This window comes from Thiemannella venezuelensis (genome assembly GCF_014203605.1).
Classification (GTDB): domain Bacteria; phylum Actinomycetota; class Actinomycetes; order Streptosporangiales; family Streptosporangiaceae; genus Planomonospora_A; species Planomonospora_A venezuelensis.
Window position 1 is genome coordinate 340628 of the sequence record NZ_JACHJJ010000002.1, and the last position, 21347, is coordinate 361974.

The following is a 21347-nucleotide window of genomic DNA, read 5'->3' on the forward strand; positions in this document are numbered from 1 at the left end:
CGCCGGGGAGGCGCGGTGAGCCGGATCCTGCTGTTCACGGGCAAGGGCGGGGTCGGCAAGACGACCGCGGCGGCGGCCACCGCCGTGCGCGCCGCCCGCTCCGGACTCAAGACGCTGGTGGTCTCCACCGACACCGCGCACTCGCTGGCCGACGCCCTCGGGACGGCGGCCGCCGGCGGCCCGGCCGAGATCGCGCCCGGCCTCCACCTGCACCAGGTCGACGCCCAGCGCTCGCTGGAGCGCCACTGGGGCGAGCTGCGCGACTACGCCAGAGGGGTCTTCGCGGAGCTGGGCCTGGACGAGGTCACCGCCGAGGAGATCACCGTGCTGCCCGGCGCGGAGGAGGTCATCGCCCTGCTGGAGCTGCGCGAGCAGGCCCGCGCCGGGCGCTGGGACGTGATCGTCGTCGACTGCGCGCCCACCGCCGAGACGCTCCGGCTGCTCGCCCTGCCCGAGGCCCTCGACTGGCACGTCAACCGGCTGCTCCCGGTCGGCAGGCGGCTGCTGCGCACCCTCGCCCCGCTGGTCCGCAGGGTGGCGATGGTCAGCGTCCCCGACGACCACGTGGTCGGCGCGGGGGAGCGCCTCCACCGCGGCCTGATGGAGGTCCGCGAGCTGCTCACCGGCCCCGGCGCCAGCGTCCGGCTGGTGCTCACCCCCGAGGCCGTCGTGCTCGCCGAGGCCCGCCGCACGCTCACCTCCCTGAGCCTGTACGGCTACCGCGTGGACGCGGTGGTCGCCAACCGGGTCTTCCCCTCCGGGGGCGCCGACCTGTGGCGGGAGAGATGGGTGGCGGCCCAGGCCGCGCACCTGGCCGAGGTCGCGGAGTCCTTCGCCCCGCTGCCCGTGCACACCGTCCCCTACCTGGACGCCGAGCCGGTCGGCCTGGACGCCCTCGCCCGCGTCGCCGAGGACATGTACGGCGGGGCCGACCCCTTCGCCCCGCCCGCCGTGGAGCCGCCGCTGAGGATCACCCCCGAGGGGGAGCTGCTCCTGGCGCTCCCGCTCGCCGAGAAGGGCGAGGTGGACCTGGCGAGGAAGGGCGACGAGCTGATCGTCACGCTGGGCCCCTACCGCCGGGTCCTGGCCCTGCCCGCCGCGCTGGCCCGCCGGAGCGTGCGCGAGGCCGCGCTCTCGGACGGCCTTCTCCGGGTACGGTTCGATTCTGGAGGGCCAGATGACTGAGAACAGTGACAACACCCGAGACGACATTCCCGGCGGCGCCCCGGGCGGCACCGGCGGCGCCTCCGGAGGGCGGTCATCCCGCGACGGGGATCGCGGCGGCAGGGATCCGCTCGGAAGCGCGGCCGAGGAGGCGTTCAAGCTCTTCGAGACGATCCAGCGGAAGGCGACGAGGGAGCTGCGCAAGAACCTGATCAAGGGCACCATGACCGGGTTCGGCAGCGCCTTCTCGGGCGGCGGGCGCGGCGGCGGCCGGGACGTGTGGGAGGAGGCGGTCTCCGAGCACGACGAGTACATCTGCCGGGCCTGCCCCGTCTGCCGGGCCATGGCGGCGCAGCGCGAGTCGGGCGGGCAGGTGGCCGACCACCTGATGCAGGCGGGGACCGAGCTGTTCGCCGCGCTCAAGTCGGCGGTCGACGCGCTCAACCGGCCTCCGCAGGGGCAGCGGGCACGCGAGCGCGGCGGGCCGGGATCGCGAGAGGATACCCCCGTGGAGCACATCGACCTGGGGTGAGCCCAGGGGGAGAGGACGGAAGATGGCGCTGACCATCGGCGTTGACATCGGCGGGACCAAGGTCGCGGCGGGCGTCGTGGACGAGGAGGGGCGGATCGTCGAGCACCGCCTGCGTCGTACCCCGGCCGAGAGCCCGGAACGGGTCGCCGACACGATCGGCGAGGTGGTCGGCGAGCTGGCCCGGGGGAGACGGATCGAGGCCGTCGGCCTCGGTGCGGCGGGTTTCGTCGACGAGACCCGCTCGGTCGTGCGGTTCGCGCCCAACCTCGCCTGGCGCGAGGAGCCGCTGCAGAAGAAGGTCGCCGACCTCGTCGGCCTGCCCGTCGTGGTGGAGAACGACGCCAACGCGATGGCATGGGGCGAGGCGAGGTTCGGCGCCGGGCGCGGCGAGAGCCACGTCGTGTGCGTGACCGTCGGCACCGGCATCGGCGGCGGCATCGTGTTCGACGGCTCCCTGTACCGGGGCCGCTGGGGCATGGGCGCCGAGCTCGGGCACATGCAGGCGGTGCCCGGGGGGCGTCCCTGCGGGTGCGGCAACCTCGGCTGCTGGGAGCGGTACGCCAGCGGCAGCGCCCTGGTCGCCGAGGCCAGGCTGATCGCGCAGGCCGAGCCGGCGCGGGCGGCCAGGCTGCTGGAGATCGCCGGCGGCTCGCCCGCCGACATCGAGGGGCCGGAGGTGACCGAGGCCGCCCGGGAGGGCGACCCGGCCGCGCTGGCCGCCTTCGGTTCGATGGCCGACTGGATCGGCCAGGGACTGAGCGATCTCGCCTCGATCCTCGACCCCGGCTGCTTCATCCTCGGCGGCGGGGTCTCGCGCGCGGCCGACCTCTGGATCGACCGGGTCCGCGAGTCCTTCGCCGCAAGGCTGACCGGGCGGGGGCACCGCCCGCTGGCCGAGATCCGCCTGGCCGAGCTGGGCGCCTCCGCCGGAGTGGTCGGCGCGGCGGACCTCGCCCGCAGGCGCTGACGGCTGCCGGATTCCTCTCGCCCGGCGGGCGCCGGTCCGGTTACGCTCACCTCACGCGCCGTCCTTGCGAGGTCCATGTGGTGCTCAGGGTCGCCAGTTACAACGTGCGTTCCATGCGCGACGACGTGGCCGCGCTGGGCCGGGTCATGACCGCGCTCCGCGCCGACGTGCTCTGCGTGCAGGAGGCTCCCCGCTTCCTGTGCTGGCGCCGCAGCCGCAGGCGGCTGGCGGCCTCCGGCGGGCTCCGGGTGGCCGCGGGCCGTCGCGCGGGCGGCGTGGCCGTACTGGTCGGCCCGGGAGTGCGGCTCCTGCACGGCGAGGGCCGTCTGCTGAGGTTCTTCTTCTGGCTGGAGATCCGGGCGATCGCGATCGCGGTGGTGGAGGCGGAGGGAGTCCGGGTGGCCGTCGGCTCCGTCCACCTCGACCTCGACGAGACCGCGCGGCTGCACCACGCGGGCGAGGCGGTGCGCCTGCTGCGGGAGGTCGCCGACCGGTTCGGCGCGCTGCCGGTGCTCGCGGGGGACGTCAACGAGCAGTCCGACCGGCCGTCCTGGCGGCGCATCTGCGAGGGTCTGACCGACTGCTATCCGGTCGCACCGCGCGGCGACGGTTTCACCTTCCCCGCGAGGAACCCGCACAAGCGCATCGACGCGGTCTTCGCGGCGCCCGGCCTGACGGTGCTCTCCTGTGGCGGGGCCGAGGCCGGTCCCGCCGACCTGGCCGCCGCCACCGACCACCTCCCGGTCGTCGCCGAGCTCGGCCTGCGGGGGGCGGGGGGAAGCCCGCCCGAGGAGTGAGCCCGGCCCTTACGATGTGGAGCATGACTCGTCGCCTTCCGCGGCGTGCGCTGGCGCTGTGCGCGGGAGGACTGCTCCTGCTTCCCTCCCATCCGGCAGCCGCGCACGCAGATCCCGTCCGCCCTCCGTCGGCGGAGGCATGGCAGGCGCCGACCAGCGCGCGGCTGAGCAGCGACGGGTCGCTCTCCGACGTGGCCGGGGTCTCGGCGACCGACGTCTGGGCGGTGGGCCAGCAGAGCATCTGGGACGCCTGGCAGGGCCGCGGCGCCATCACCCACTGGAACGGCAGCGCGTGGACCGAGGTCGAAGTCCGCAACGATCCCACCGGCGCCGCGCTCCTGCGCTCGGTCGCGGTGGCCTCGGCGAGCGAGCTGTGGGCGGTGGGGGAGGGCCACGAGGGCATGCCGTACCTCGCCAGGGGGGACGGTTCGGCCTTCGACCGGATCGTCGTCGACGACCTGCACATGGGCGACTGGCTGGGCGGGGTGGCGGCCGTGCCGGGGAAGGCGGTCGCCGTGGGCCGCCGCGACGGGCAGCCGCTGATCGTCACCGGCTCCGAGGGGAAGTGGAGGCTCTCCCGGTTCGACGGCGCCGGCACGTTGTACGGCGTGGCGCTCTCGGCCAAGGGGGAGGGCTGGGCGGTGGGCGACGCCGAGGGCGAGCCGCTGATCATGAGGCTCTCCGGCGGGCAGTGGAAGCCCGTGCCCGCGCCCGACATCTCCGGAGGTTACCTGCGTGACGTGCACGTCAACGGGGCCAGGCGGGCGCTGGCCGTCGGTGGCGTCTACCGAGGTTCGGGCGAGGTCGTCCCCCTCCTGCTCTCCTGGAACGGCAAGAAGTGGTCCCGGATCCCCGTGCCCGACGGCGACATGCGCCTGTACGGCGTGACCGGCGACCGCAAGAACCGCTTCTGGATCTCCGGGGTCGACATGGAGCGGCCGGGTGAGGCGTTCCTGCTCCGCTACGACGGCCGCACGGTCAAGGCGTTGCGCGGCGCCTCCCCGCTCACCCCCCGGACGATCAGGCTCCAGTCGGTGGCCTACCTGCCCGGCACGTCCACGGTGTGGAGCGTCGGCCACGTGGTGGACAACAACGGCCGCTACACCGACGTGATCGAGCGGTTCGGGGCGGGGGCTCCGGAGCGGTCGAGGTCGTAGCCGGGCCGTCGGCCGGTCGCGCCGAGAGGTGATCGCGCTGTCGGGTCACGGCGCTGTCGGGTCACGGCGCCGTCAGATGACCGCACCGTCGTCCCAGCCGGAGTCGTTCGGCGGACCGTCGCCCATCCGCACCACGAGTGCCACGAAACCGCCGATGAACGCGGCGATCGCGGTGAACAGCGCCCAGCCGTGCTGCGTCCACCCGGCCATGGCGGTCACCAGCAGGTAGGCGGGACCGCCGAACAGGGCCAGCCACGCGATCTTGGCGGTCGTGTCGGTCTTGGGCAGCGGCGGAGGCGGGGGCGGGACGTAGTGGCCCTCGTCGTCGCCGTCGGCGTACTCGTCTTCCGGATGCCCTCTGCGCGGGCGCTCACCGCGATGCCCGCCGTCCGGGTCCTCGTCGTCCGGATGCTCGCCGTCCGCGCGGTCGGCTCCGGCGGGTCCGTCGTCCGCGGACGGGTGTCCGTCGCCGTCCGGCGTCCGGACCACGCGGCGGGACGGCCCGGCCGGGAGGTTCTCGCTGTCGGGCCACGGCTGGTCGGCCGGGTCGCGTTCGGACGTGTCGTTGAAGGACGCGACGATCTGCCGCCAGACCTCGTCCTCGTCGCTCTGAGGCGTCACCTAGCTGGCCTGTCACTCATAGGCCGTCCACTTCCTCCCGGAGACCGCGCATCCCCCGTTCGCGATCAGTCTCTCTGCAAGGGTACAGAGGCGTGCGCGCGGACGAACTCCAGGCTCCCCGCGAAGATCTGATCGGCGTCGTTGTCGAGCGTCGCGACATGGTAGCTGTCGGCGAGCTCCACCACATCCAGGTTCCCTCCGGTCAGCTTCTCACGAAGAATACGGACACTGGTGGGTTTCACCACATGGTCTTGGGGGCTGTGGAAGACCAGCACCGGCCGGGTCAGCCCGTCCAGGCCCGCCTGGGTCAGCGCCCAGAGCCGGGGAAGGGTCGCCGCGGCCCTGACCGGCGTGCGGGTGTAGCCCAGCTCGGTCGCCCCCTCCTTCTTGATGTCCCCGGCCACTCCGGGCACCGAGGGGACGAAGAACTTCAGCAGCGGCGCGAGCTTGAGCAGGGGGACGTCGTTGGCGATCGAGGGGTTGACGACCACCACACCTCTGACGCCCTCCCGGTGCACCTCGGCCAGGCGCAGCGCCATGCAGCCGCCCAGGGACAGGCCCATCACGAAGACCTCGGTGCACCTGCCCCGCAGGTCCGCCAGTTCCCTGTCCAGTTCGGCGTACCAGTCCTCCCAGCGGGTGTGGTTCATCTCCCGCCAGGTCGTCCCGTGACCGGGCAGCCTGGGCAGCGCCACGGTCAGGCCGGCGCCGGCCAGGTACTCCCCCCAGGGGCGCAGCGACTGCGGCGAGCCGGTGAACCCGTGGCAGAGCAGGACGCCGACGGGGCCGCCCGCGTGATGGTACGGCTCCGCTCCGGGCATGACAGGCATGGTGGGCTCCTCGTCGGGTTTGCCCGATCGTCGCATGGGTGGGGCCTGTTTTGCGAGAGGGTGATTTGGGTTGTTCGGCGGTGTAGGTGCCAGAGGCCGAAGATGGGAAGATAACTCCAGGTCGCTGCCTGACAACCGAAGGAGCCTCGAGTGTTCTACTGGGTGGTGAAGGCCATCCTCTGGCCCTTCCTCCATGTGATCTTCCGTCCGTGGGCGGAGGGTGTGGAGAACGTGCCGAAGGAGGGGCCGGTGATCCTGGCCGGCAACCACCTGTCGTTCGCCGACCACTTCTTCGGGGCGCTGTTCCTGCCGCGCAAAGTGATCTCCCTCGGCAAGGCCGAGTACTTCACCGGCAAGGGCGTCAAGGGGGTGGTCAGCCGTGCCTTCTTCAGCGGTGTCGGCACCGTGCCGATCGATCGGTCCGGCGGCAAGGCGAGTGAGGCGGCGCTCCGCACCGGCCTGCGCATCCTGGGCGAGGGCGAGGTGCTCGGCATCTACCCCGAGGGCACCCGCTCCCACGACGGGCGCCTCTACAAGGGCAAGACCGGCGTGGCCAGGCTGGCGCTGGAGTCGCGGGTCCCGGTGATCCCCTGGGCGATGGTCAACACCTTCGAGATGATGCCTCCCGGCCGTCCCCTGCCCAGGCTCGGCATCCGTCCCGGGGTGAAGTTCGGCAAGCCGCTGGACTTCTCCCGCTACTACGGAATGGAGGAGGACCGCCTGGTCCTGCGCGCCGTCACCGACGAGATCATGTACGCGCTGATGGAGCTCTCCGGCCAGGAGTACGTCGACAAGTACGCCGCGAGCGCCAAGGCCGACGCCGCCCGCACGGCCAAGGAGACCCGCCGCGGCTGAGGTGCGCGGCCGGAACGGGCGGTCCGGGGCGGGCGTGCGGGGCTCCGGGTTTTGCGATCGGCTAAGTCGACCTTAAAGGTGACATAAATACATTTTCGGGCGGTTTTTTCTCGCTACGGTACCGGTGTTCGCCGCCGAACCCGTTCGCCGAGGAGACCCCCCATGAAGCGTCGCCTGCCCGCAGGCCGGATCCCGTCCCTGGTCGCGGCCCTGGCGGTGCTGCCGCTGGCCGTACCGTCCTCGCCCGCGCAGGCGGCGCAGGCCGGGCCGGAGGTCCGCGCCACCGCCGTGGTCCTGGTCGACTTCCAGGACAAGAGCCATCCCGACGCCGCCGCGGCCACGGCCAAGGCGAAGGAGATCTTCTTCGGTTCCGGGACCTCCGTGGCCACCTACTTCAAGAAGACCTCGCAGGACCGGGTCGTCTTCTCCGGGCAGGTGTTCGGCCCCTGGAAGCTCGACATGCCCGCGGGCTGCGACACCGGCCAGATGCGGCTCAAGGTCGACGCGCAGCTGAAGGCGCGCGGCGTCGACCGGACCCGGTTCAAGCACGTCTCGATCATCATGCCCTCCGGCGGGTGCGGCTGGGCCGGCCTCGCCACGGTCGGCGGTGAGACGAGCTGGATGCCCGGGCCGCCCGACGGCTACAGCGCCGCCGGCACGATCCACGAGATCGGCCACAACCTCGGCCTCAGCCACGAGGGCACCTCGGCGTGCACGGAGGGCACCCTCTCGGGCTGCGTGGCGGCCGGGTACCGCGGCAAGACCTCGGTGATGGGCGGAGGCGGGCCCGGCGTCGGCCTGTCCGCCCCCGCGCTCGTCAAGCTGAAGTGGCACACCGCCGCCGAGCGGATCGTCCCCACCGCCTCGGGCGCCTACACGCTGCCCCCGCTGTACGGCCCGGGCCGCCGTTTCCTGGACATCCCGCTGGCCGACACCAAGGACGGCGACCGGCTGGTGGTGGAGTACCGCAGGCGGGGCCTCGGCCCGGACGCCGACGTCGCCGAGGGCGTCATCGTCTACCTCGTCCCCAAGGGGGACTACAAGAAGGCGGTCCAGATCGACACCACCCCCGCGACCACGGGCAAGGGCAGCACGCCGCTGGGCGTGGGCAGGACCGTCAAGGGCCGGGGCGTCACACTGACCGTGCTCTCGCAGTCCGCGGCGGGCGCGCGGGTCTCGCTCACGCTGCCCGGCGGCGCTCCGGCCCCGACCACCGCGCCCACCGCTCCCGCTCCCACCGCGACCGCCAAACCGACCGCGACCGCGACCGCGACCGCCAAACCGACCGCGACCGCGACCGCGACCGCCAAACCGACCGCGACCGCGACCGCGACCGCCAAGCCGACCGCCCCCGCTCCCACCGCGACCCAGGCGCCTGCCTCCGGCGGCCTGCCGGCGATCAGCGCGGGTGTCGGCGTCAGGCCGGGCGTCGCCGCTCCCGGCCGGAGCGTCACCGTGACCGCGGTCTGCTCCGGCAGCGGGGTCGCCAAGGTCGTCTCGACCGCGTTCGCCACCCGCGAGAACGTCCCGCCGGTTCCCACCGTCGCCTGGTACCCGCAGCTCGCCGTCTCGGCGAAGGCCCGGCCCGGCAGGCACCACGTCCACGTCCGGTGCGCCGACGGCTCCATCGCCCGCACCTCCCTCACGGTCGGCTGATCTTCCGCGCCCGCCCGGGACCGCGACCGGGGCGGGCGGCCGCCGTCCGGGGGTCGTTGTCCGGGCGGCGTTGTCCGGGCGTTCGTGAACGGCCGCCGGGCCGCGCGGAGAGGACGGCGGGGCGGAGTCCTCATGAACGGCCGCCGCCTTCCGATGAGGCGGGTACAGATCCGCTTTCATGTGAGGGAACGCCATGTCCACGCCCCCTGCCTCGCCCCCGACCCGCGCGCCCGGCGGGCGGTCGCTGCTCGACCGCTGCCGCGACCTGCCGTTGACCGCGAAGATCTTCACCGCGGTCGCCGCGATGGCGGCCTCCTGCTTGCTCGTGATCGGTGTGAGCGTCAACGGGCTCAACACCGCCGACGACAAGTCCCAGGAGATCTACCGTGAGGGCGTGCAGCCCATCGAGACCCTGGCCCAGCTCCACAGCGACGTGCTCAAGGTCCGCAACCTGGTGCTCAACTACTACATGTCCGACGCCGAATACCGGGCCGTCAACGCCGCGGACATGAAGAAGCTGGACGCCGAGATCAAGGAGAACGCCGCGGCCTACGGCCCGCTCTCGGCCGACGGGCCGGCGGCTGAGCGCCTGTACGCCGATTGGGCCTCCTACGTCGAGATCCGCGACCAGAAGATCATGCCTTCTGCCGCCAAGGGCGACCTCGAAGGGTTCTGGGCCGGCTTCAACGAGGCCGAGCCGATCACCGAGCGCATCGACAAGGGTTTCGAGGAGCTGCGCGCGGCGCAGGCCAGGACCGCCGTGACCAACGCCACCGACACCCACGACACCGTCGGTGAGGTCGTCACCCTGGTCAGCGTGATCGGCGGCCTGGGCCTGGCCGCCGGCCTGGGCCTGGCCTGGCTGGTCGCCCGCAGCGTGGTCGTGCCGCTGCGCCGCGTCACCGCCGTGCTCGACGACGTCGCCGCCGGCGACCTGACCCGCCGGGCCGACATCACCACCCGCGACGAGGTCGGCACCATGGCCGCCGCCCTGACCCGCGCCACCGACAGCATGCGCCAGACCGTCACGGTCATCCGCACCAGCGCCGACTCCCTCGGTACGGCCTCCGGGAACCTGGCCGCCATCAGCGACCAGCTGGCCGGCAACGCCGGCGGCACCGCCGCCCGCGCCGCCGACGCCCGCGAAGCCGCCCAGGAGGTCACCGACAACGTCTCCACCCTGGCCTCGGCCTCCGAGGAGATGGGCGCCTCCATCCGGGAGATCTCCTCCAACGCCTCCGACGCGGCCAGCGTCGCCGGCGAGGCCGTCACCTCCGCCCGCGACACCACCGCCGTGGTCGGCAAGCTGGGCGAGTCCTCCGCCGAGATCGGCAACATCCTCAAGGTCATCACCTCGATCGCCGAGCAGACCAACCTGCTGGCGCTCAACGCCACCATCGAGGCCGCCCGCGCCGGCGACGCCGGCAAGGGCTTCGCCGTGGTCGCCTCCGAGGTCAAGGAGCTGGCCCAGGAGACCGCCAAGGCGACCGAGGACATCGCCACCCGGATCGAGACCATCCAGACCGACACCGCCGCGGCGGTCGGCGCCATCGACAAGATCTCCAGCATCATCGGCACGATCAGCGACTATCAGACCACCATCGCCGCGGCGGTGGAGGAGCAGACCGCGACCACCAACGAGATCAGCCGCAGTGTCTCCAGCGCGGCCCAGGGCGTCGGGCACATCGCCGACAACATGGTCGCCGTGGCCGCCGCCGCCCAGCAGACCAACGACGGCATCGCCACCTCCCGCCAGGCCTCCGAGAGCCTGGCGCAGATGGCCGGCGACCTCAACCAGCTGGTCACCCGCTTCCGCATCTGACCTCCGCCGGGCGCGCACGAGCCCCCGGCCGGGTACCCACACCAGGTATCCCGGCCGGGGGCTCGCGCGCGCCCGGGGCATCCGGGGCGGCCCGCGGGGGACCCGTCGGGCGAGGTCCCTGCCGGGGTCAGCGCGCCGCGGCGCGGGTCGCCGTCTCCACCCTGCTCATGACGCGGGTCACCGTCTCCAGCTCGCCGGGTGTCAGCAGGTCGATCAGCAGTTCGCGGACGACGGCGACGTGGCCGGGCGCGGTGCGCTCCAGGCACTCCGCCCCCCGGTCGGTGAGCACGGCCAGGACGCCGCGGTCGTCGGAGGGGCAGGTGGACCGCTCCACCAGGCCCCTCTTCTCGAGCCGGTCGATCTGGTAGGTGAGCCCGCTCTTGGAGACCACGACGCCGTGGGCCAGCTCGGTCATCCGCAGCCGCCGGCCGGGGGCGGCGGAGAGCCTGGCGAGGATCTCGTACTGGGCGTGGGTCAAGCCCGCGTCGGCCTTCAGCTGTTCCTCGACGCGCCGCTCCAGCAGGTGGGACGCGGTCAGATAGGCCTTCCACGCGGCCATCTCGCGATCGTCGAGCCAGCGCGTTCCCGTCATCCGCCCAGTCTACTTGTTGTTTGAATTTGAACTATCTGGCATGGTGGAGTTGTTCAAATTCGAACTATGTGGGAGGTGTCATGTTCGACCAGGCACGGCTTGAGCAGGCGCGGTCCGTGTCCACGCTGCTGGGCAGGGTCGCCATCGGTGCGATCTTCCTCGTGCACGGGCTGACGAAGTTCACCGGCGGGCTGTCCGGGACGACGGCGTTCTTCGAGCAGATCGGCGTCCCGCTGGCCGGGGTGGCCGCGCCCGCCGTGGCGGTCCTGGAGGTCGTGGGCGGGATCGCCCTCATCCTGGGCGCCGCGCTCCCGGTCTTCGGCGTCCTGCTCGCCCTCGACATGCTCGGCGCGATCGTGTTCGTGCACGGCGCCAACGGTTTCGGGGCGGACAAGGGCGGTTACGAGTTCGTCCTCGCCCTGGCCGCGGCGAGCCTGATGATCGCTTTCAGCGGGGGCGGGGCCCTCGCCGCCGACGGCCTCCTGCGGCGCCGTTCCGGCCGGAGCGGCGCCACCGTCGCCTGACCTGTTCCCGCGGCGGGCCTGTCCGAGGGGATCCCGCCCTGCGGGGGCTGCGGGGGCTGCGGGGGCTGCGGGGCGCTGCCGGCATCGTCCGCAGTGCTCCGGCCTTCAGGCCGGGGAGCGCGTCAAACCCCGCAGAGGTGCTCGCGGATCCGCCGGATGTGCTCCGGAGTGGTGCGGCAGCAGCCGCCGATGAAGGCCGCGCCCGCCGCGTGCCATCCGGCCGCCGCCGCGCCGAACTCGACCGGGTCGGCCAGGCCGGTCCAGCGCCGGTTCGCCGCGTCCCAGTCCTCGCCGGAGTTGGGATAGACGATCACCGGCTTCTCCTTGACCTGGCCGATCAGGCTGGGCAGGTGGCGCGGCGCGGTGCAGTTGACGCCGACCGCGAGCACCTGCGGGTCGCCGGAGAACAACTCGGCGGCCCGCCGCAGCGGGGTGCCGTCGCTGATGTGCTCGCCGTCGCGGCAGGAGAAGCTGACCCAGGCCCGCACGCCCGGCGTCTCGCCGAGCAGGCGCTTCAGCGCGCGGGCCTCGGCGTAGGACGGGATGGTCTCGCACGCCAGGAAGTCGGCCCCGGCGGAGGCCAGGATGTTCCAGCGGCCCCGGTGCCAGGCGACCAGGCCGTCCTCGTCGAGGTCGTAGTCGCCGGTGTACTCGGCGCCGCCCGTGAGGTAGGCCCCGTACGGTCCGACGCTCGCGGCGACCGCGCCCTGCCCGTGGTCGTCCCTGGCCTCGGCGGCCAGCCGTACCGAGAACCGGATCAGCTCCTCGGCCTCGTGCAGGGACAGCCCCCTGCGCCGGAACGCCGGGATGCTCGCCTGGTAACTCGCCGTGGTCGCCACCTGAGCCCCGGCCGCGAAGTAGTCGAGATGCGCCCGGCGGATCAAGGAGGGGTTCTCCACCAGGAGTTTCGCCGACCACAACTCGTCGCTCAGGTCGGCGCCGAGCGCCTCCAGACGGGTCGCCAGCCCGCCGTCGAGAATCACCATCTCGCCACTGTACGTCACTCGTACCGGAGCCCGATCTCACGGACGATCTCCAGGAAGTTCCGCCCGGCGTCGGGAGCGAAGGGGCCCGGGGTGTAGGTGACGGAGGTCAGCGTGCCGGTGAAGGGGAAGGGGCCGCGGGCCTCGTACAGCTCCCAGGAGACGGGGGAGCGGCGGTCGATCCCGACGTCGATCCCCTCGAACGGGGACATCGCGGCGAGCATCGGCAGGCCCGCCGCGGACGCCCGCTCCCGCCCGTCCGCCAGCACCGTGACGTCCCAGAGCCAGCCGCCCGGCGCGCCCACCTCCACCCGCGCGGTCCGCTCCGGTACGGCTCCCGCCCGCAGCTCGTGCATCACCCCGTGGGCGTTGAGGGCGAAGACCAGCTCTCCTTCCGCCGCGTACAGGACGTAACCGCCGCCCTGGTCGCCGTGGGCCACCAGCACGCCCTCGCCCGGCTCGGCGATCTCCGCCTCGATCGTGAACGAGCGCCACTGGACGAGCTGGAGCGAGCGCCACCGCTCCAGGGTGTGCAGCGCGGGCGTGAGCCGTACCGGACCGGCGTCGGCGTGCCACGGCGGGCGGAGCAGGTAGCGCAGGCGCGAGCCCTCGTCCAGCGGGTAGACCAGGTTCTCGCGGGCCGCCTCCTCCCAGGCGGCGGCGAGCTCGGCCACCAGTTCCGGCCGGTCGGCTGCCAGATCGCGGAGCTGGACGCGGTCGGCCCGCTGGTCGTACAGCTCCCACTCGTGGTCGCCGAACGGGGTCAGCGGCCGGTGCCGGGTGACCGCCTCCCAGCCGTCGCGGTAGAAGCCGCGGTTCCCGCCGAGCTCGAAGTACTGCTCGGTGTGGCCGTGCGCGGCCGCCGCGTCGCGGAGCGGGCCGTCCAGCGAGACGCCGGTCCTGGGCAGCCCCTCGGCGGCCTCGATCCCGGTGAGGTCGAGCAGGGTGGGCAGCAGGTCGGTGACGAAGGCCCACTGGTCGCGCAGGCCCGGGGCGGCCGGCCCGGCGGGCCAGGACAGCAGGAACGGCACCGAGTGCCCGCCCGCGTGAGTGTTGATCTTGTAGAGGCGGAACGGCGTGTTGGAGACCGCGGCCCAGCCGCGCGGGTAGTGCGGCAGCGTCCGCGGCCCGCCGACCAGGTCGATCCCGGCCAGGTCGGCGGCGGGGTCCTCGCGGTCGTGCCCGCTGTTCTTCGACAGCAGCGTGCGGAAGTACTGCGTGGTGCCGCGCTCCTCTCCCTCCCGGGAACCGCCGTTGTCCGAGGTGAAGACGGAGACCGTGTTCTCCTGTTCGCCCAGCTCGGCGAGCGCGGCGCGGAGCCGCCCCGCGCTCGCGTCGATGCTGGAGATCATCGCCGCGTAGACCTCCATGTAGCGGGCGAAGAGCCGGCGCTCGTCCTCGCCGAGGGCGTCCCAGGCCGGGACGTCGTCGCCGGGCCCGGCCTCGCGCGGCGGCAGGGGAGTGCCCTCCGGGAGCAGGCCCAGCTCGATCTGGCGCCGGTGCCTGCGTTCGCGGACCACGTCCCAGCCGGCGTCGTAGGCGCCCCGGTGCGCGGCGATGTCGGCGGCCTTGGCCTGGAGCGGCGCGTGCGCGGCGCCGTGCGCGAAGTACAGGAAGAAGGGGCGGTCCGGGTCCGAGGCCCGCAGCTGCCGGATCATCCCGATGGCCCGGTCGGTGAGGTCGTCGGTCAGGTAGTAGCCGTCGGGGTAGCGGTCCACCTCGACCGTGTGGTTGTCCTCGATGAGCCGGTGCGGGTGGTGGAAGTTGGTGAAGGCCTCCAGGAAGCCGTAGAAGCGGTCGAAGCCGCGCTGCAGCGGCCAGGCGTGCCGGGGCCCGGCGTCCGACATGTCGGAGTCCTTGGTGAGGTGCCACTTGCCGACCGCGAACGTGGCGTACCCCGCGTCCCGGAAGATCTCGGCGGCGGTGACCGCGTCGAGGGAGATCTCCCCGGTGTAGCCGGGGAAGCCGGGATCGGAGTTGGCGACGTGGCCGACCCCGGTCAGGTGCGGGTTCACCCCGGTCAGCAGCGCGGCCCTGGTCGGCGAGCACATGGGCGTGACGTGGAAGTTCGTCCACTGCACGCCCTCGGCGGCGAGCGCGTCCAGATGCGGGGTGGGGATCTCCGAGCCGTAGCAGCCCAGGTCGGAGAAGCCCACGTCGTCGGCGAGAACGATGACGACGTTGGGCTTCCCCGCCGCCGACGCCCGTGGCGGCCACCACGGCTCCGACCCCGCGAACGTCCGGCCGACCCGCCCCGGGAACCCCTCGTACTCGATCATGCCGCGGATTATAGGTACCAACCGGTCGCTAGGTAAGCTCGGCGGGCGCCCGCCGGGCCGCGCCGCGCCGCCGGGACGGGGCGGGACGGGCGCCGCGGCCGGAACGGCGAGGCCGCGGACCCCGGACGGCGATGCCCCGCGTCAGCCGATGCGGCGCAGGGCCTCGGAGAGACCCGCCAGGCCGACCGGGCCCAGGTCCAGGGCGGCGGTGTGCCAGCGGCGCAGGTCGAAGGCGGCGCCCTGGCGCTGCCTGGCCTCCTCGCGGGCGGCCAGCCAGGCGCGCTCGCCCAGCTTGTAGGAGGGGGCCTGGCCCGGCCAGCCGAAGTAGCGGACCACCTCGGCGCGGACCCGGTGCGGTTCGCACCGGCCTCGGTCGCGCAGCACCTCGCACGCCTTGTCGAAGGTCCACTTCGAGCCGTCGGGGAGCGGCAGGTCCAGGTGCACGCCGATGTCGATGACCACCCGGGCGGCCCGCAGCGCCGACCCGCCGAGCATGCCCAGACGGGTGCCCGGCTCGGAGAACCAGCCCAGCTCGTCGGCGAGCCGCTCGGCGTACAGCGCCCAGCCCTCGCCGTGCCCGCTCACCCAGGAGTTCCTGCCGAACCGGGACAGGCCGTCCCCGGTGACCCGGGTCTGGCCGAGCTGCAGGTGGTGGCCGGGCACGCCCTCGTGGAAGACCGTGGTCAGCTCGTTCCAGGTGGTGAACCGCCGCTCGGAGCCCACCGGCCACCAGGTGCGGCCCGGCCGGGACAGGTCCTCGCTCGGCGAGGTGTAGTAGGCGGCGCCCGAGGTCGAGTCCAGGGCCAGGGTCACGTCCACCCGGCGCAGCGGCTCGGCGATGTCGAAGTGGGCGCCGTGCAGCCGCTCGATCGCCTCGTCGTGGCGGTCCTGCAGCCAGCCCCGGTAGGCGTCCAGGCCCTCGACGTACTGCGTCTCGTCGAGGATCGCGGTCGCCTCCGCCACCGACGCGCCGGGCCGTACCCGGTCCGCCTCGGCGGCCAGCTCCGCCTCGATCCTGGCCAGCTCCTCCCAGCCCCACCGGTAGGCGTCCGCCAGGTCGATGTCGGCGCCCAGGTTAAGCCGGGAGTTCACCGCGTAGCGCTCCGCGCCGGCCGCGTCGGCCTCGGCCGCCCGGGGGGCGTACTCCTCGCGCAGGTAGCGGGCGGCCCCGGCGTAGGCGGCGTACGCCGCCGCCGCGCCCTCCTCCAGCGCGGCCCGCGCCGGACCGTCCCCGTAGGAGCCGATCAGGCCCTTGTGCGTGGCGCCCGAGGAGAAGAGCTCCAGCTGGACCGCCAGCTCCAGCGCCTGGCGGCGGGCGGCGGGCAGGCCGCGCGAGAGGCCCTCCTCCACGCTCGCCCGCCAGCCGTCCAGCATCTCCGGCATGCCCGCCAGCCGCGCCGCCACGTTCCGCCAGTCGTCCTCACTCTCGTGCGGCAGCAGGTCCACACTGTCCCGCAGGTTGGTGAGGAGCCCGAACGGCGCCTGCACCGCGCGCAGCGGCTCGCCGATCTCGTGCCAGGCGAGCTCGGCCTCCAGCCGCTCCCGCAGATGCGCCGCGGCCCGCAGGTCCGCCTCGCCCTCGGGCTCCAGGGCGGCCAGCCTGCCGAGGGTCTCGCCGATCAGGGCGGCCCGGGCGGCGTACCCGTCCGGCCCGTAGTCGGAGGTCGCGGCGAACTCGACGTCGATGCCCTCCGCCGCGGCGCCGACCGGGTCGAGCGACGCGGCGCGGGTCACGTGTTCGTCGCAGAGGTTGAAGATCGGACTCGTCATTCCGGCACGATAACCCACCGGGCGCCCGCCCGACCCGGTGGACCGCGCCGCGTTGACCTGCCGGGCGACGAGGGACCGCGGGGCGCGGCCGCCTCCCGGCGGTCCCTCCGGGAGGCGGCCCCTCCCGGAGGCCGGAAGCGGCTCGCCTCCGGCCTCCGGAGGAGGGGGTCACCGCTTCCAGAAGGGGCGCCGCTTCTCCGGCTCCGGCGCGGTGAGCGCCTCCAGGGTGCTCACCGCCAGCTGCCAGAGCGTGTCCACGTCCACCGCGGGCTCACGCAGGTCCTTCGCCAGGGATTCCAGCCTCGCGTGCCCGCCGTGGTGCGCGGCCAGCACCGCCAGACGCCCGCCGAGCTCGACCAGGTAGCGGAGCCGGTCGGCGACCCGCAGGAAGGCGGCGGCGCGCAGCCGCCGGAGCTCCTCGGCCAGCTGGGCCCGGAGCGGGTCCAGGACGTCCTCCCGCCGCCCGGAGCCCCGTTCCCGCTCCTGCTCCATCCAGTCCATGGCCCCGCTCGCGCCGGGCTCCGGCGCGCCGCCGTACGCGCCGCCGGGCGGGGCGAACCCCGGCGCGGCCATCCGGGGCATGGGGGTGCCCGCGGGCATGGCCGGGGACGGCGGGGCCATCGGCATGGCGGCGGGCGCGGCCATCAGGTTCATCGCCATCGGCGCGGCCGCGACGGGCGGGGCCGCCCAGCCGCTGGGGAGCTCCACCGGCTGGACCACCCGGTGCTCCGGGCCGCCCTCGGCGACCACCCTGCTGTCCACCGCGACGAACGCGGTGAACCGGCAGAGCACGCCGTACTCCAGGGAGGTCGCGATGATCTCCTCCTCCAGGGAGTGGTCCCCGGCCGCGTAGCGGTCCTCCAGGTCGCGCAGCCGGGCCCGCGCCCAGATCGACCGCACGGCGGGGTTGTCCACCCGGGTCCCGGCGGTCCTGCGCTCCCACGGCCGCCCGGCGGCGTCCAGCCCGCCCAGCACCACGGTCCCCGCCGCGTCGCCCCGGTAGCGGCCGTGGACGGCCAGCGGGACGCCCGGGTAGATCGCGCCGAGGTGCCCTGCGGTACCGGGGAGCAGGTCGAGCCCGTCGCCCTTGAGCGACAGGTCGGTGGCCAGGGGCGCGCCGATCCTGCGGTGGATGTGCTCCATCGCCTCGTCCAGCCGGTCCTCCGACTCCACCAGCTCGCACCGGCCCTTGCCGAACCCGGTCAGCCGGCTGAGGAACCCGGCGTTGACCGCCCGGTCGATGCCGACGGTGTGCACGCGCACCCCCGCCAGCCGGGCGCCGAGCCGTTCGAGGATCTGGTCCTCGTTGCCGACCTGCCCGTCGGTGACCAGCACGAGGACCCGGTCCCTGGACCGGTCGGCCAGCAGCGCGACGGCCTGCTCCAGCGGCCGGAGCATCTCGGTGCCGCCGCGGGCCTCCAGCCGGGCGAGATACTCCACCGCCCGGTAGCGGTTGCGGTCGGAGGCCTCCACCAGCCCCTCGCCGAGCCGGTCGGGCCCCTCCACCACGGTGTCGAAGGAGAGCACGGCGAAGCGGTCGCCGCCGGTCAGCGTGTCGACGATGCGGGCGGCGGCGCGCCGGGCGGCGACCATCTTCCAGCCGGTCATGCTGCCCGACCGGTCGAGCACCAGCACGACGTCCCTGGGGGCGGCGGTGGCGGAGGCCTCCTGCGGGATGACGGTCAGCGCGAACGTGCCCTCCTCGCCCCCCGTGCCGTCGTCCCCCGTGCCGTCGCCCTCTGCGTCGGGGACCAGTGCGAGGGAACCCGAGGCGTCGAACGACAGGCGCAGGATGAAGTCGCGGTCCAGGCGCTCACCCGGCTGGAGCCGTACCGTGTCCCCCTCCTGCACGACCGTGTGCAGGCTGGAGCGGAGCTCGCGCAGCTCCAGGCCGGCGGTGTCGATCGTGGCGGCGAGCGAGAGCCGGACGGGGTTGGGGAAGCCGGGCAGCAGCACGGGCGGGGTGATGCGGGAGGCGTCCGGGACCGCGTCGGTGTCGGATACCCAGCCGCCGCCGGCCTGCTCGCCGTCGAGCGGGGTGCCGGGGATGTACCGGGGGGCGACGACGAGGGGGAAGCGGAAGGTCGCCGCGCCGTCCTCGTAGGGGAGGGGCTGGTCGAGGGTGAGGTGCACGGTGACCCGCTCGCCCGGCACGACGTTGCCGACCCTGATGGTGAAGACGTCGGGCCGGTCCTCCTCGGCGATCGCGGCGCGCCTGCCTTCGGAGACGGCCTGGTCGTAGTCGGCCCTGGCCTGGCCGCGCTCCTTCAGCACGCCCTCGACGACCCGGCCGTCGGCCTCCATCCGGAAGGCCGTGACGGCGGCCCGGTCGGGCAGCGGGAAGATGTAGGTCGCCTCCAGCGAGACGTCGAAGGGATTGCGGAAGCCCTGCGCGACCTGGACCCGGGCGCTCATGCCGGAGATGCCGGCGGTGACGTCCACGCTCTCCAGGGGCAGGTTGCCGCGCTCGGTGGCGAGCGCGCCCAGCCCGGCGTCGGGGGCCGGCTCGCACTCGTCCGGCCGGAGCGGGGTGATCGAAGTGATCATTGGTTGTTTCCTTCCGGGAGAGCGAGCTCGCGCTCGCGGAGGACCGCGACCAGCGCCCGGGAGGCGGCGGCGATCGCGGCGAGGTCGGCTTCGGACGGGGTACGGCCCGCGCCGTCGAGCAGGAGCGTCACACCGGGCGCGAGCCGTACGGCGGGCAGCGGGACGGCGGGCAGCGGGACGGCGGGTGGCGGGACGGCGGGTGGCGGGGGCGCCGGTTGCGGGGGGAGGGCGGGGGCCTGGGGGCGGCCGGGGGCCGCCGGGGTGGGCGACGTCCCGGGGCGTGGTGCGCCGGACGCTCCGGCGGGCGGCGGGGCGGCCCAGAAGCGCGGCCGGGCGGTCGCGGGCACCGCCGTGCCCGAGGCGCCGCCCTCCGGTCCGGTGCCGCCCGGCCCGCCGGGCAGGCGGGCGATCGCCTCCAGGGTCCGGTCGGTGGCTCCCGTCAGCTCGGTCTGGATCTCGGCGATGCTCCTGCCGTCCGCCTGGCGGCGCTTGACCGCGACGAGCTGGAGCAGGTGCCGCCTGCCGTACAGGGCGATCCGTCCGCGCCGGGCCATCGGCGGGTCCAGCAGGCCGATCGTGGCGTACCACCGGACGAGGCGCTCGTTGGGCACGTCCCTGACCCGGCCGTTGAGCTGCCCGGCCGGGGCGAGCACGGCGGAGGCCTGTTCCACCAGTTCGCCGATCGTCCATTCCATGGACCCAGAATGACACTGTAATTATGACAGTGTCAATACCGGGCTCCGCCGGGAGCGTCGCACGGGCCCGCCTGGGGTTCTCTGAGACGGCCCTCATCTGGGGCTCTGTCGGGCGGCTGAGGCGGAAGGGGAGAACAAGACTGTTGCCGGCGGATTTTCTCGTGCACGGTTGTCGGCGTCTCCACCCATGTCGACAGGAGCTCCAGCATGTCCGAAACCGTGCCCCTGCACCTGGCGGGCAACAACGCGCCGGTCTCCGAGGAGGTGACCCTGCAGCCGTCAAAGGTCGTCGGTGAGATCCCGGCCGAGCTGAACGGGCAGTTCTTCCGCAACGGGCCCAACCCGCGTACCGGCTGGTCGCCGCACTCCTTCGCGGGCGACGGCATGATCCACACCATCGCGTTGGAGGGCGGCAGGGCGCGCTGGTATCGCAACCGGTACGTGCGTACGCCGCTGTACGAGCACCCCGGCCAGTCCCGCTTCGCTCTCGCCTTCGACCAGGAGACCGGCCGGATCGACTACCGCGTGTCCACGGCCAACACCCACTTGATCACACACGCGGGCCGGCTGTTCGCCCTGGAAGAGGGCGGCTTCCCGTACGAGGTGACACCCGACCTGGCCACGATCGGGGCGCACACCTTCGACGGGGCCCTGCGGACCCCGATGACCGCGCACCCGAAGATCTGCCCGATCACGGGTGAGCTGCTGTTCTTCGGCTACGGGCTGCGCCCGCCGTACCTGACCCACTACCGCGCCTCGGCCACCGGCGAGGTGGTGCAGAGGCGGGTCGTGGACGTGCCGCGGGCGACGATGATGCACGACTTCGCCATTACCCGCAACCACGTGATCTTCATGGATCTGCCGGTCGTCTTCGACCACGTCCAGGCCGCGGCGGGCGGACCGCCGTGGCGCTGGGACGACGCGCACCGCGCCCGGTTCGGCGTGCTGGCGCGTACGGCCGGCGACGACGCGCCCGTACGCTGGTTCGACGTCGCCCCGTGCTACGTGTGGCACACCATGAACGCCTTCGAAGACTCCGGAGGTGAGACGATCACCGTCACCGGCACCCGCGTCCCCACGCTGTGGCGCGGCGGCGCCGACGACCTGGAGGGCGGGCTCCCGGTCGTGCACCGCTGGACGCTGGACCTGAGGTCGGGCACGGTCGCCGAGGAGCCGCTCGACGACGCGCCCAGCGAATACCCTCGGGTGGCCGACGCGGTGCTCGGCCTGCCCCACCGGTACGGCTACACGACGAGCTTCTCCCTGGACGCCGAGCCTGAGCGGTCGGAGATCTACGCCTACGACCTCACCGGCGGCGAACGGGCGGTGCACCGCCTCCCTCCGGGCCACACCTGCGGCGAGGCCGTCTTCGTGCCCCGAGCCGGGACCGGGGAGAACGAGGGCTTCCTGATGACGTTCGCCCACGACCGCGGCGCCGGCACGGGCTACCTGGCCATCCTGGACGCCGCCGACCTGACCGCGCCCCCGCTCGCCGAGGTGCACGTCCCGGTGCGCATCCCCGCGGGCTTCCACGGCAACTGGATCCCGGCCTGAGC

General features: G+C 73.7%; 18 protein-coding genes. 10 read left to right on the forward strand and 8 right to left on the reverse strand.

Annotation, left to right across the window (positions count from 1 at the left end; genetic code table 11):
* Positions 1-15: 15 nt before the first annotated feature.
* From FHS22_RS05105 to FHS22_RS05125, 5 genes are all read left to right on the forward strand, one after another.
* Positions 16-1185 carry an ArsA family ATPase gene (locus FHS22_RS05105; RefSeq protein WP_184938880.1) on the forward strand — a complete coding sequence of 390 codons (1170 nt, stop codon included), beginning with the start codon at positions 16-18 and terminating at the stop codon, positions 1183-1185.
* Entirely contained in the window at positions 1178-1696 is a 519-nt protein-coding gene (locus FHS22_RS05110) for a hypothetical protein (RefSeq protein ID WP_184938882.1), read from the forward strand. The genes FHS22_RS05105 and FHS22_RS05110 overlap by 8 nt, the downstream gene beginning before the upstream one ends.
* Positions 1697-1718: 22 nt before the next feature.
* The gene (locus FHS22_RS05115) at positions 1719-2663 is read left to right on the forward strand and encodes an ROK family glucokinase (protein WP_184938884.1); all 945 of its coding nucleotides are present in this window, start codon (positions 1719-1721) and stop codon (positions 2661-2663) included.
* Positions 2664-2743: 80 nt separating this feature from the next.
* Positions 2744-3460: an endonuclease/exonuclease/phosphatase family protein gene (locus tag FHS22_RS05120; RefSeq protein WP_338047604.1), complete on the forward strand. Its 717-nt coding sequence runs from the start codon at positions 2744-2746 to the stop codon at positions 3458-3460.
* A 23-nt stretch (positions 3461-3483) separates the two neighbouring features.
* Positions 3484-4617: a hypothetical protein gene (locus FHS22_RS05125; protein ID WP_184938888.1), complete on the forward strand. Its 1134-nt coding sequence runs from the start codon at positions 3484-3486 to the stop codon at positions 4615-4617.
* A 72-nt stretch (positions 4618-4689) separates the two neighbouring features.
* On the opposite strand, the gene FHS22_RS05130 is transcribed toward FHS22_RS05125, so the two are convergent.
* Both FHS22_RS05130 and FHS22_RS05135 read right to left on the reverse strand, forming a co-directional pair.
* Complete coding sequence (locus FHS22_RS05130) at positions 4690-5238, reverse strand: hypothetical protein (RefSeq protein WP_184938890.1); 549 nt, start codon at positions 5236-5238, stop codon at positions 4690-4692.
* Positions 5239-5303: 65 nt separating this feature from the next.
* A complete protein-coding gene (locus tag FHS22_RS05135; protein WP_184938892.1) occupies positions 5304-6068 on the reverse strand; it encodes an alpha/beta hydrolase in 765 nt (254 codons plus the stop codon).
* A gap of 150 nt (positions 6069-6218) precedes the next feature.
* Here FHS22_RS05135 and FHS22_RS05140 point away from each other — a divergent pair, with 150 nt between their 5' ends.
* The 3 genes from FHS22_RS05140 (at position 6219) to FHS22_RS05150 (ending at position 10401) form a co-directional block, all read left to right on the forward strand.
* Positions 6219-6923, forward strand: coding sequence for a lysophospholipid acyltransferase family protein (locus FHS22_RS05140; RefSeq protein WP_184938894.1), 705 nt, complete (start codon positions 6219-6221; stop codon positions 6921-6923).
* A gap of 162 nt (positions 6924-7085) precedes the next feature.
* On the forward strand, positions 7086-8579 hold the full coding sequence (locus tag FHS22_RS05145; RefSeq protein WP_184938895.1) for a metallopeptidase domain-containing protein: 1494 nt from the start codon (positions 7086-7088) through the stop codon (positions 8577-8579).
* 193 nt (positions 8580-8772) lie between these two features.
* Positions 8773-10401, forward strand: a complete 1629-nt coding sequence (locus tag FHS22_RS05150) for a methyl-accepting chemotaxis protein (protein ID WP_184938896.1) — start codon at positions 8773-8775, stop codon at positions 10399-10401.
* A gap of 127 nt (positions 10402-10528) precedes the next feature.
* Here the strand turns inward: FHS22_RS05150 and FHS22_RS05155 are convergent, their stop codons facing one another.
* Positions 10529-10993 carry a MarR family winged helix-turn-helix transcriptional regulator gene (locus FHS22_RS05155; RefSeq protein ID WP_184938897.1) on the reverse strand — a complete coding sequence of 155 codons (465 nt, stop codon included), beginning with the start codon at positions 10991-10993 and terminating at the stop codon, positions 10529-10531.
* Positions 10994-11073: 80 nt separating this feature from the next.
* Between FHS22_RS05155 and FHS22_RS05160 the strand changes: the two genes are divergently transcribed.
* Positions 11074-11517 carry a DoxX family protein gene (locus tag FHS22_RS05160; RefSeq protein WP_184938898.1) on the forward strand — a complete coding sequence of 148 codons (444 nt, stop codon included), beginning with the start codon at positions 11074-11076 and terminating at the stop codon, positions 11515-11517.
* 122 nt (positions 11518-11639) lie between these two features.
* Here the strand turns inward: FHS22_RS05160 and mmuM are convergent, their stop codons facing one another.
* From mmuM to FHS22_RS05185, 5 genes are all read right to left on the reverse strand, one after another.
* On the reverse strand, positions 11640-12503 hold the full coding sequence (mmuM, locus tag FHS22_RS05165) for a homocysteine S-methyltransferase (protein WP_184938899.1): 864 nt from the start codon (positions 12501-12503) through the stop codon (positions 11640-11642).
* Between the two features lie 14 nt (positions 12504-12517).
* Complete coding sequence (locus FHS22_RS05170) at positions 12518-14779, reverse strand: arylsulfatase (protein WP_184938900.1); 2262 nt, start codon at positions 14777-14779, stop codon at positions 12518-12520.
* Between the two features lie 141 nt (positions 14780-14920).
* Positions 14921-16549 (reverse strand): DUF885 domain-containing protein, encoded by a 1629-nt coding sequence (locus tag FHS22_RS05175; protein WP_184938902.1) that lies wholly within the window; start codon positions 16547-16549, stop codon positions 14921-14923.
* Positions 16550-16717: 168 nt separating this feature from the next.
* Complete coding sequence (locus FHS22_RS05180) at positions 16718-19096, reverse strand: VIT domain-containing protein (protein WP_184938904.1); 2379 nt, start codon at positions 19094-19096, stop codon at positions 16718-16720.
* Entirely contained in the window at positions 19093-19791 is a 699-nt protein-coding gene (locus FHS22_RS05185) for a MerR family transcriptional regulator (protein ID WP_184938906.1), read from the reverse strand. Before FHS22_RS05185 ends, FHS22_RS05180 begins: the two co-directional genes overlap by 4 nt.
* A gap of 207 nt (positions 19792-19998) precedes the next feature.
* Between FHS22_RS05185 and FHS22_RS05190 the strand changes: the two genes are divergently transcribed.
* Positions 19999-21345: a carotenoid oxygenase family protein gene (locus FHS22_RS05190; RefSeq protein ID WP_184938908.1), complete on the forward strand. Its 1347-nt coding sequence runs from the start codon at positions 19999-20001 to the stop codon at positions 21343-21345.
* Positions 21346-21347 lie beyond the last annotated feature (2 nt).

What these genes read in the sequence shown, in the direction of transcription:
- FHS22_RS05110 (WP_184938882.1), top strand. Translation starts at nt 1,178, where the DNA reads ATGACTGAGAACAGTGACAACACCCGAGACGACATTCCCGGCGGCGCC.
- FHS22_RS05115 (WP_184938884.1), top strand. Translation starts at nt 1,719, where the DNA reads ATGGCGCTGACCATCGGCGTTGACATCGGCGGGACCAAGGTCGCGGCG.
- FHS22_RS05125 (WP_184938888.1), top strand. Translation starts at nt 3,484, where the DNA reads ATGACTCGTCGCCTTCCGCGGCGTGCGCTGGCGCTGTGCGCGGGAGGA.
- FHS22_RS05135 (WP_184938892.1), bottom strand. Translation starts at nt 6,068, where the DNA reads ATGCCTGTCATGCCCGGAGCGGAGCCGTACCATCACGCGGGCGGCCCC.
- FHS22_RS05145 (WP_184938895.1), top strand. Translation starts at nt 7,086, where the DNA reads ATGAAGCGTCGCCTGCCCGCAGGCCGGATCCCGTCCCTGGTCGCGGCC.
- FHS22_RS05150 (WP_184938896.1), top strand. Translation starts at nt 8,773, where the DNA reads ATGTCCACGCCCCCTGCCTCGCCCCCGACCCGCGCGCCCGGCGGGCGG.
- FHS22_RS05155 (WP_184938897.1), bottom strand. Translation starts at nt 10,993, where the DNA reads ATGACGGGAACGCGCTGGCTCGACGATCGCGAGATGGCCGCGTGGAAG.
- FHS22_RS05160 (WP_184938898.1), top strand. Translation starts at nt 11,074, where the DNA reads ATGTTCGACCAGGCACGGCTTGAGCAGGCGCGGTCCGTGTCCACGCTG.
- mmuM (WP_184938899.1), bottom strand. Translation starts at nt 12,503, where the DNA reads ATGGTGATTCTCGACGGCGGGCTGGCGACCCGTCTGGAGGCGCTCGGC.
- FHS22_RS05170 (WP_184938900.1), bottom strand. Translation starts at nt 14,779, where the DNA reads ATGATCGAGTACGAGGGGTTCCCGGGGCGGGTCGGCCGGACGTTCGCG.
- FHS22_RS05175 (WP_184938902.1), bottom strand. Translation starts at nt 16,549, where the DNA reads ATGACGAGTCCGATCTTCAACCTCTGCGACGAACACGTGACCCGCGCC.
- FHS22_RS05180 (WP_184938904.1), bottom strand. Translation starts at nt 19,096, where the DNA reads ATGATCACTTCGATCACCCCGCTCCGGCCGGACGAGTGCGAGCCGGCC.
- FHS22_RS05185 (WP_184938906.1), bottom strand. Translation starts at nt 19,791, where the DNA reads ATGGAATGGACGATCGGCGAACTGGTGGAACAGGCCTCCGCCGTGCTC.
- FHS22_RS05190 (WP_184938908.1), top strand. Translation starts at nt 19,999, where the DNA reads ATGTCCGAAACCGTGCCCCTGCACCTGGCGGGCAACAACGCGCCGGTC.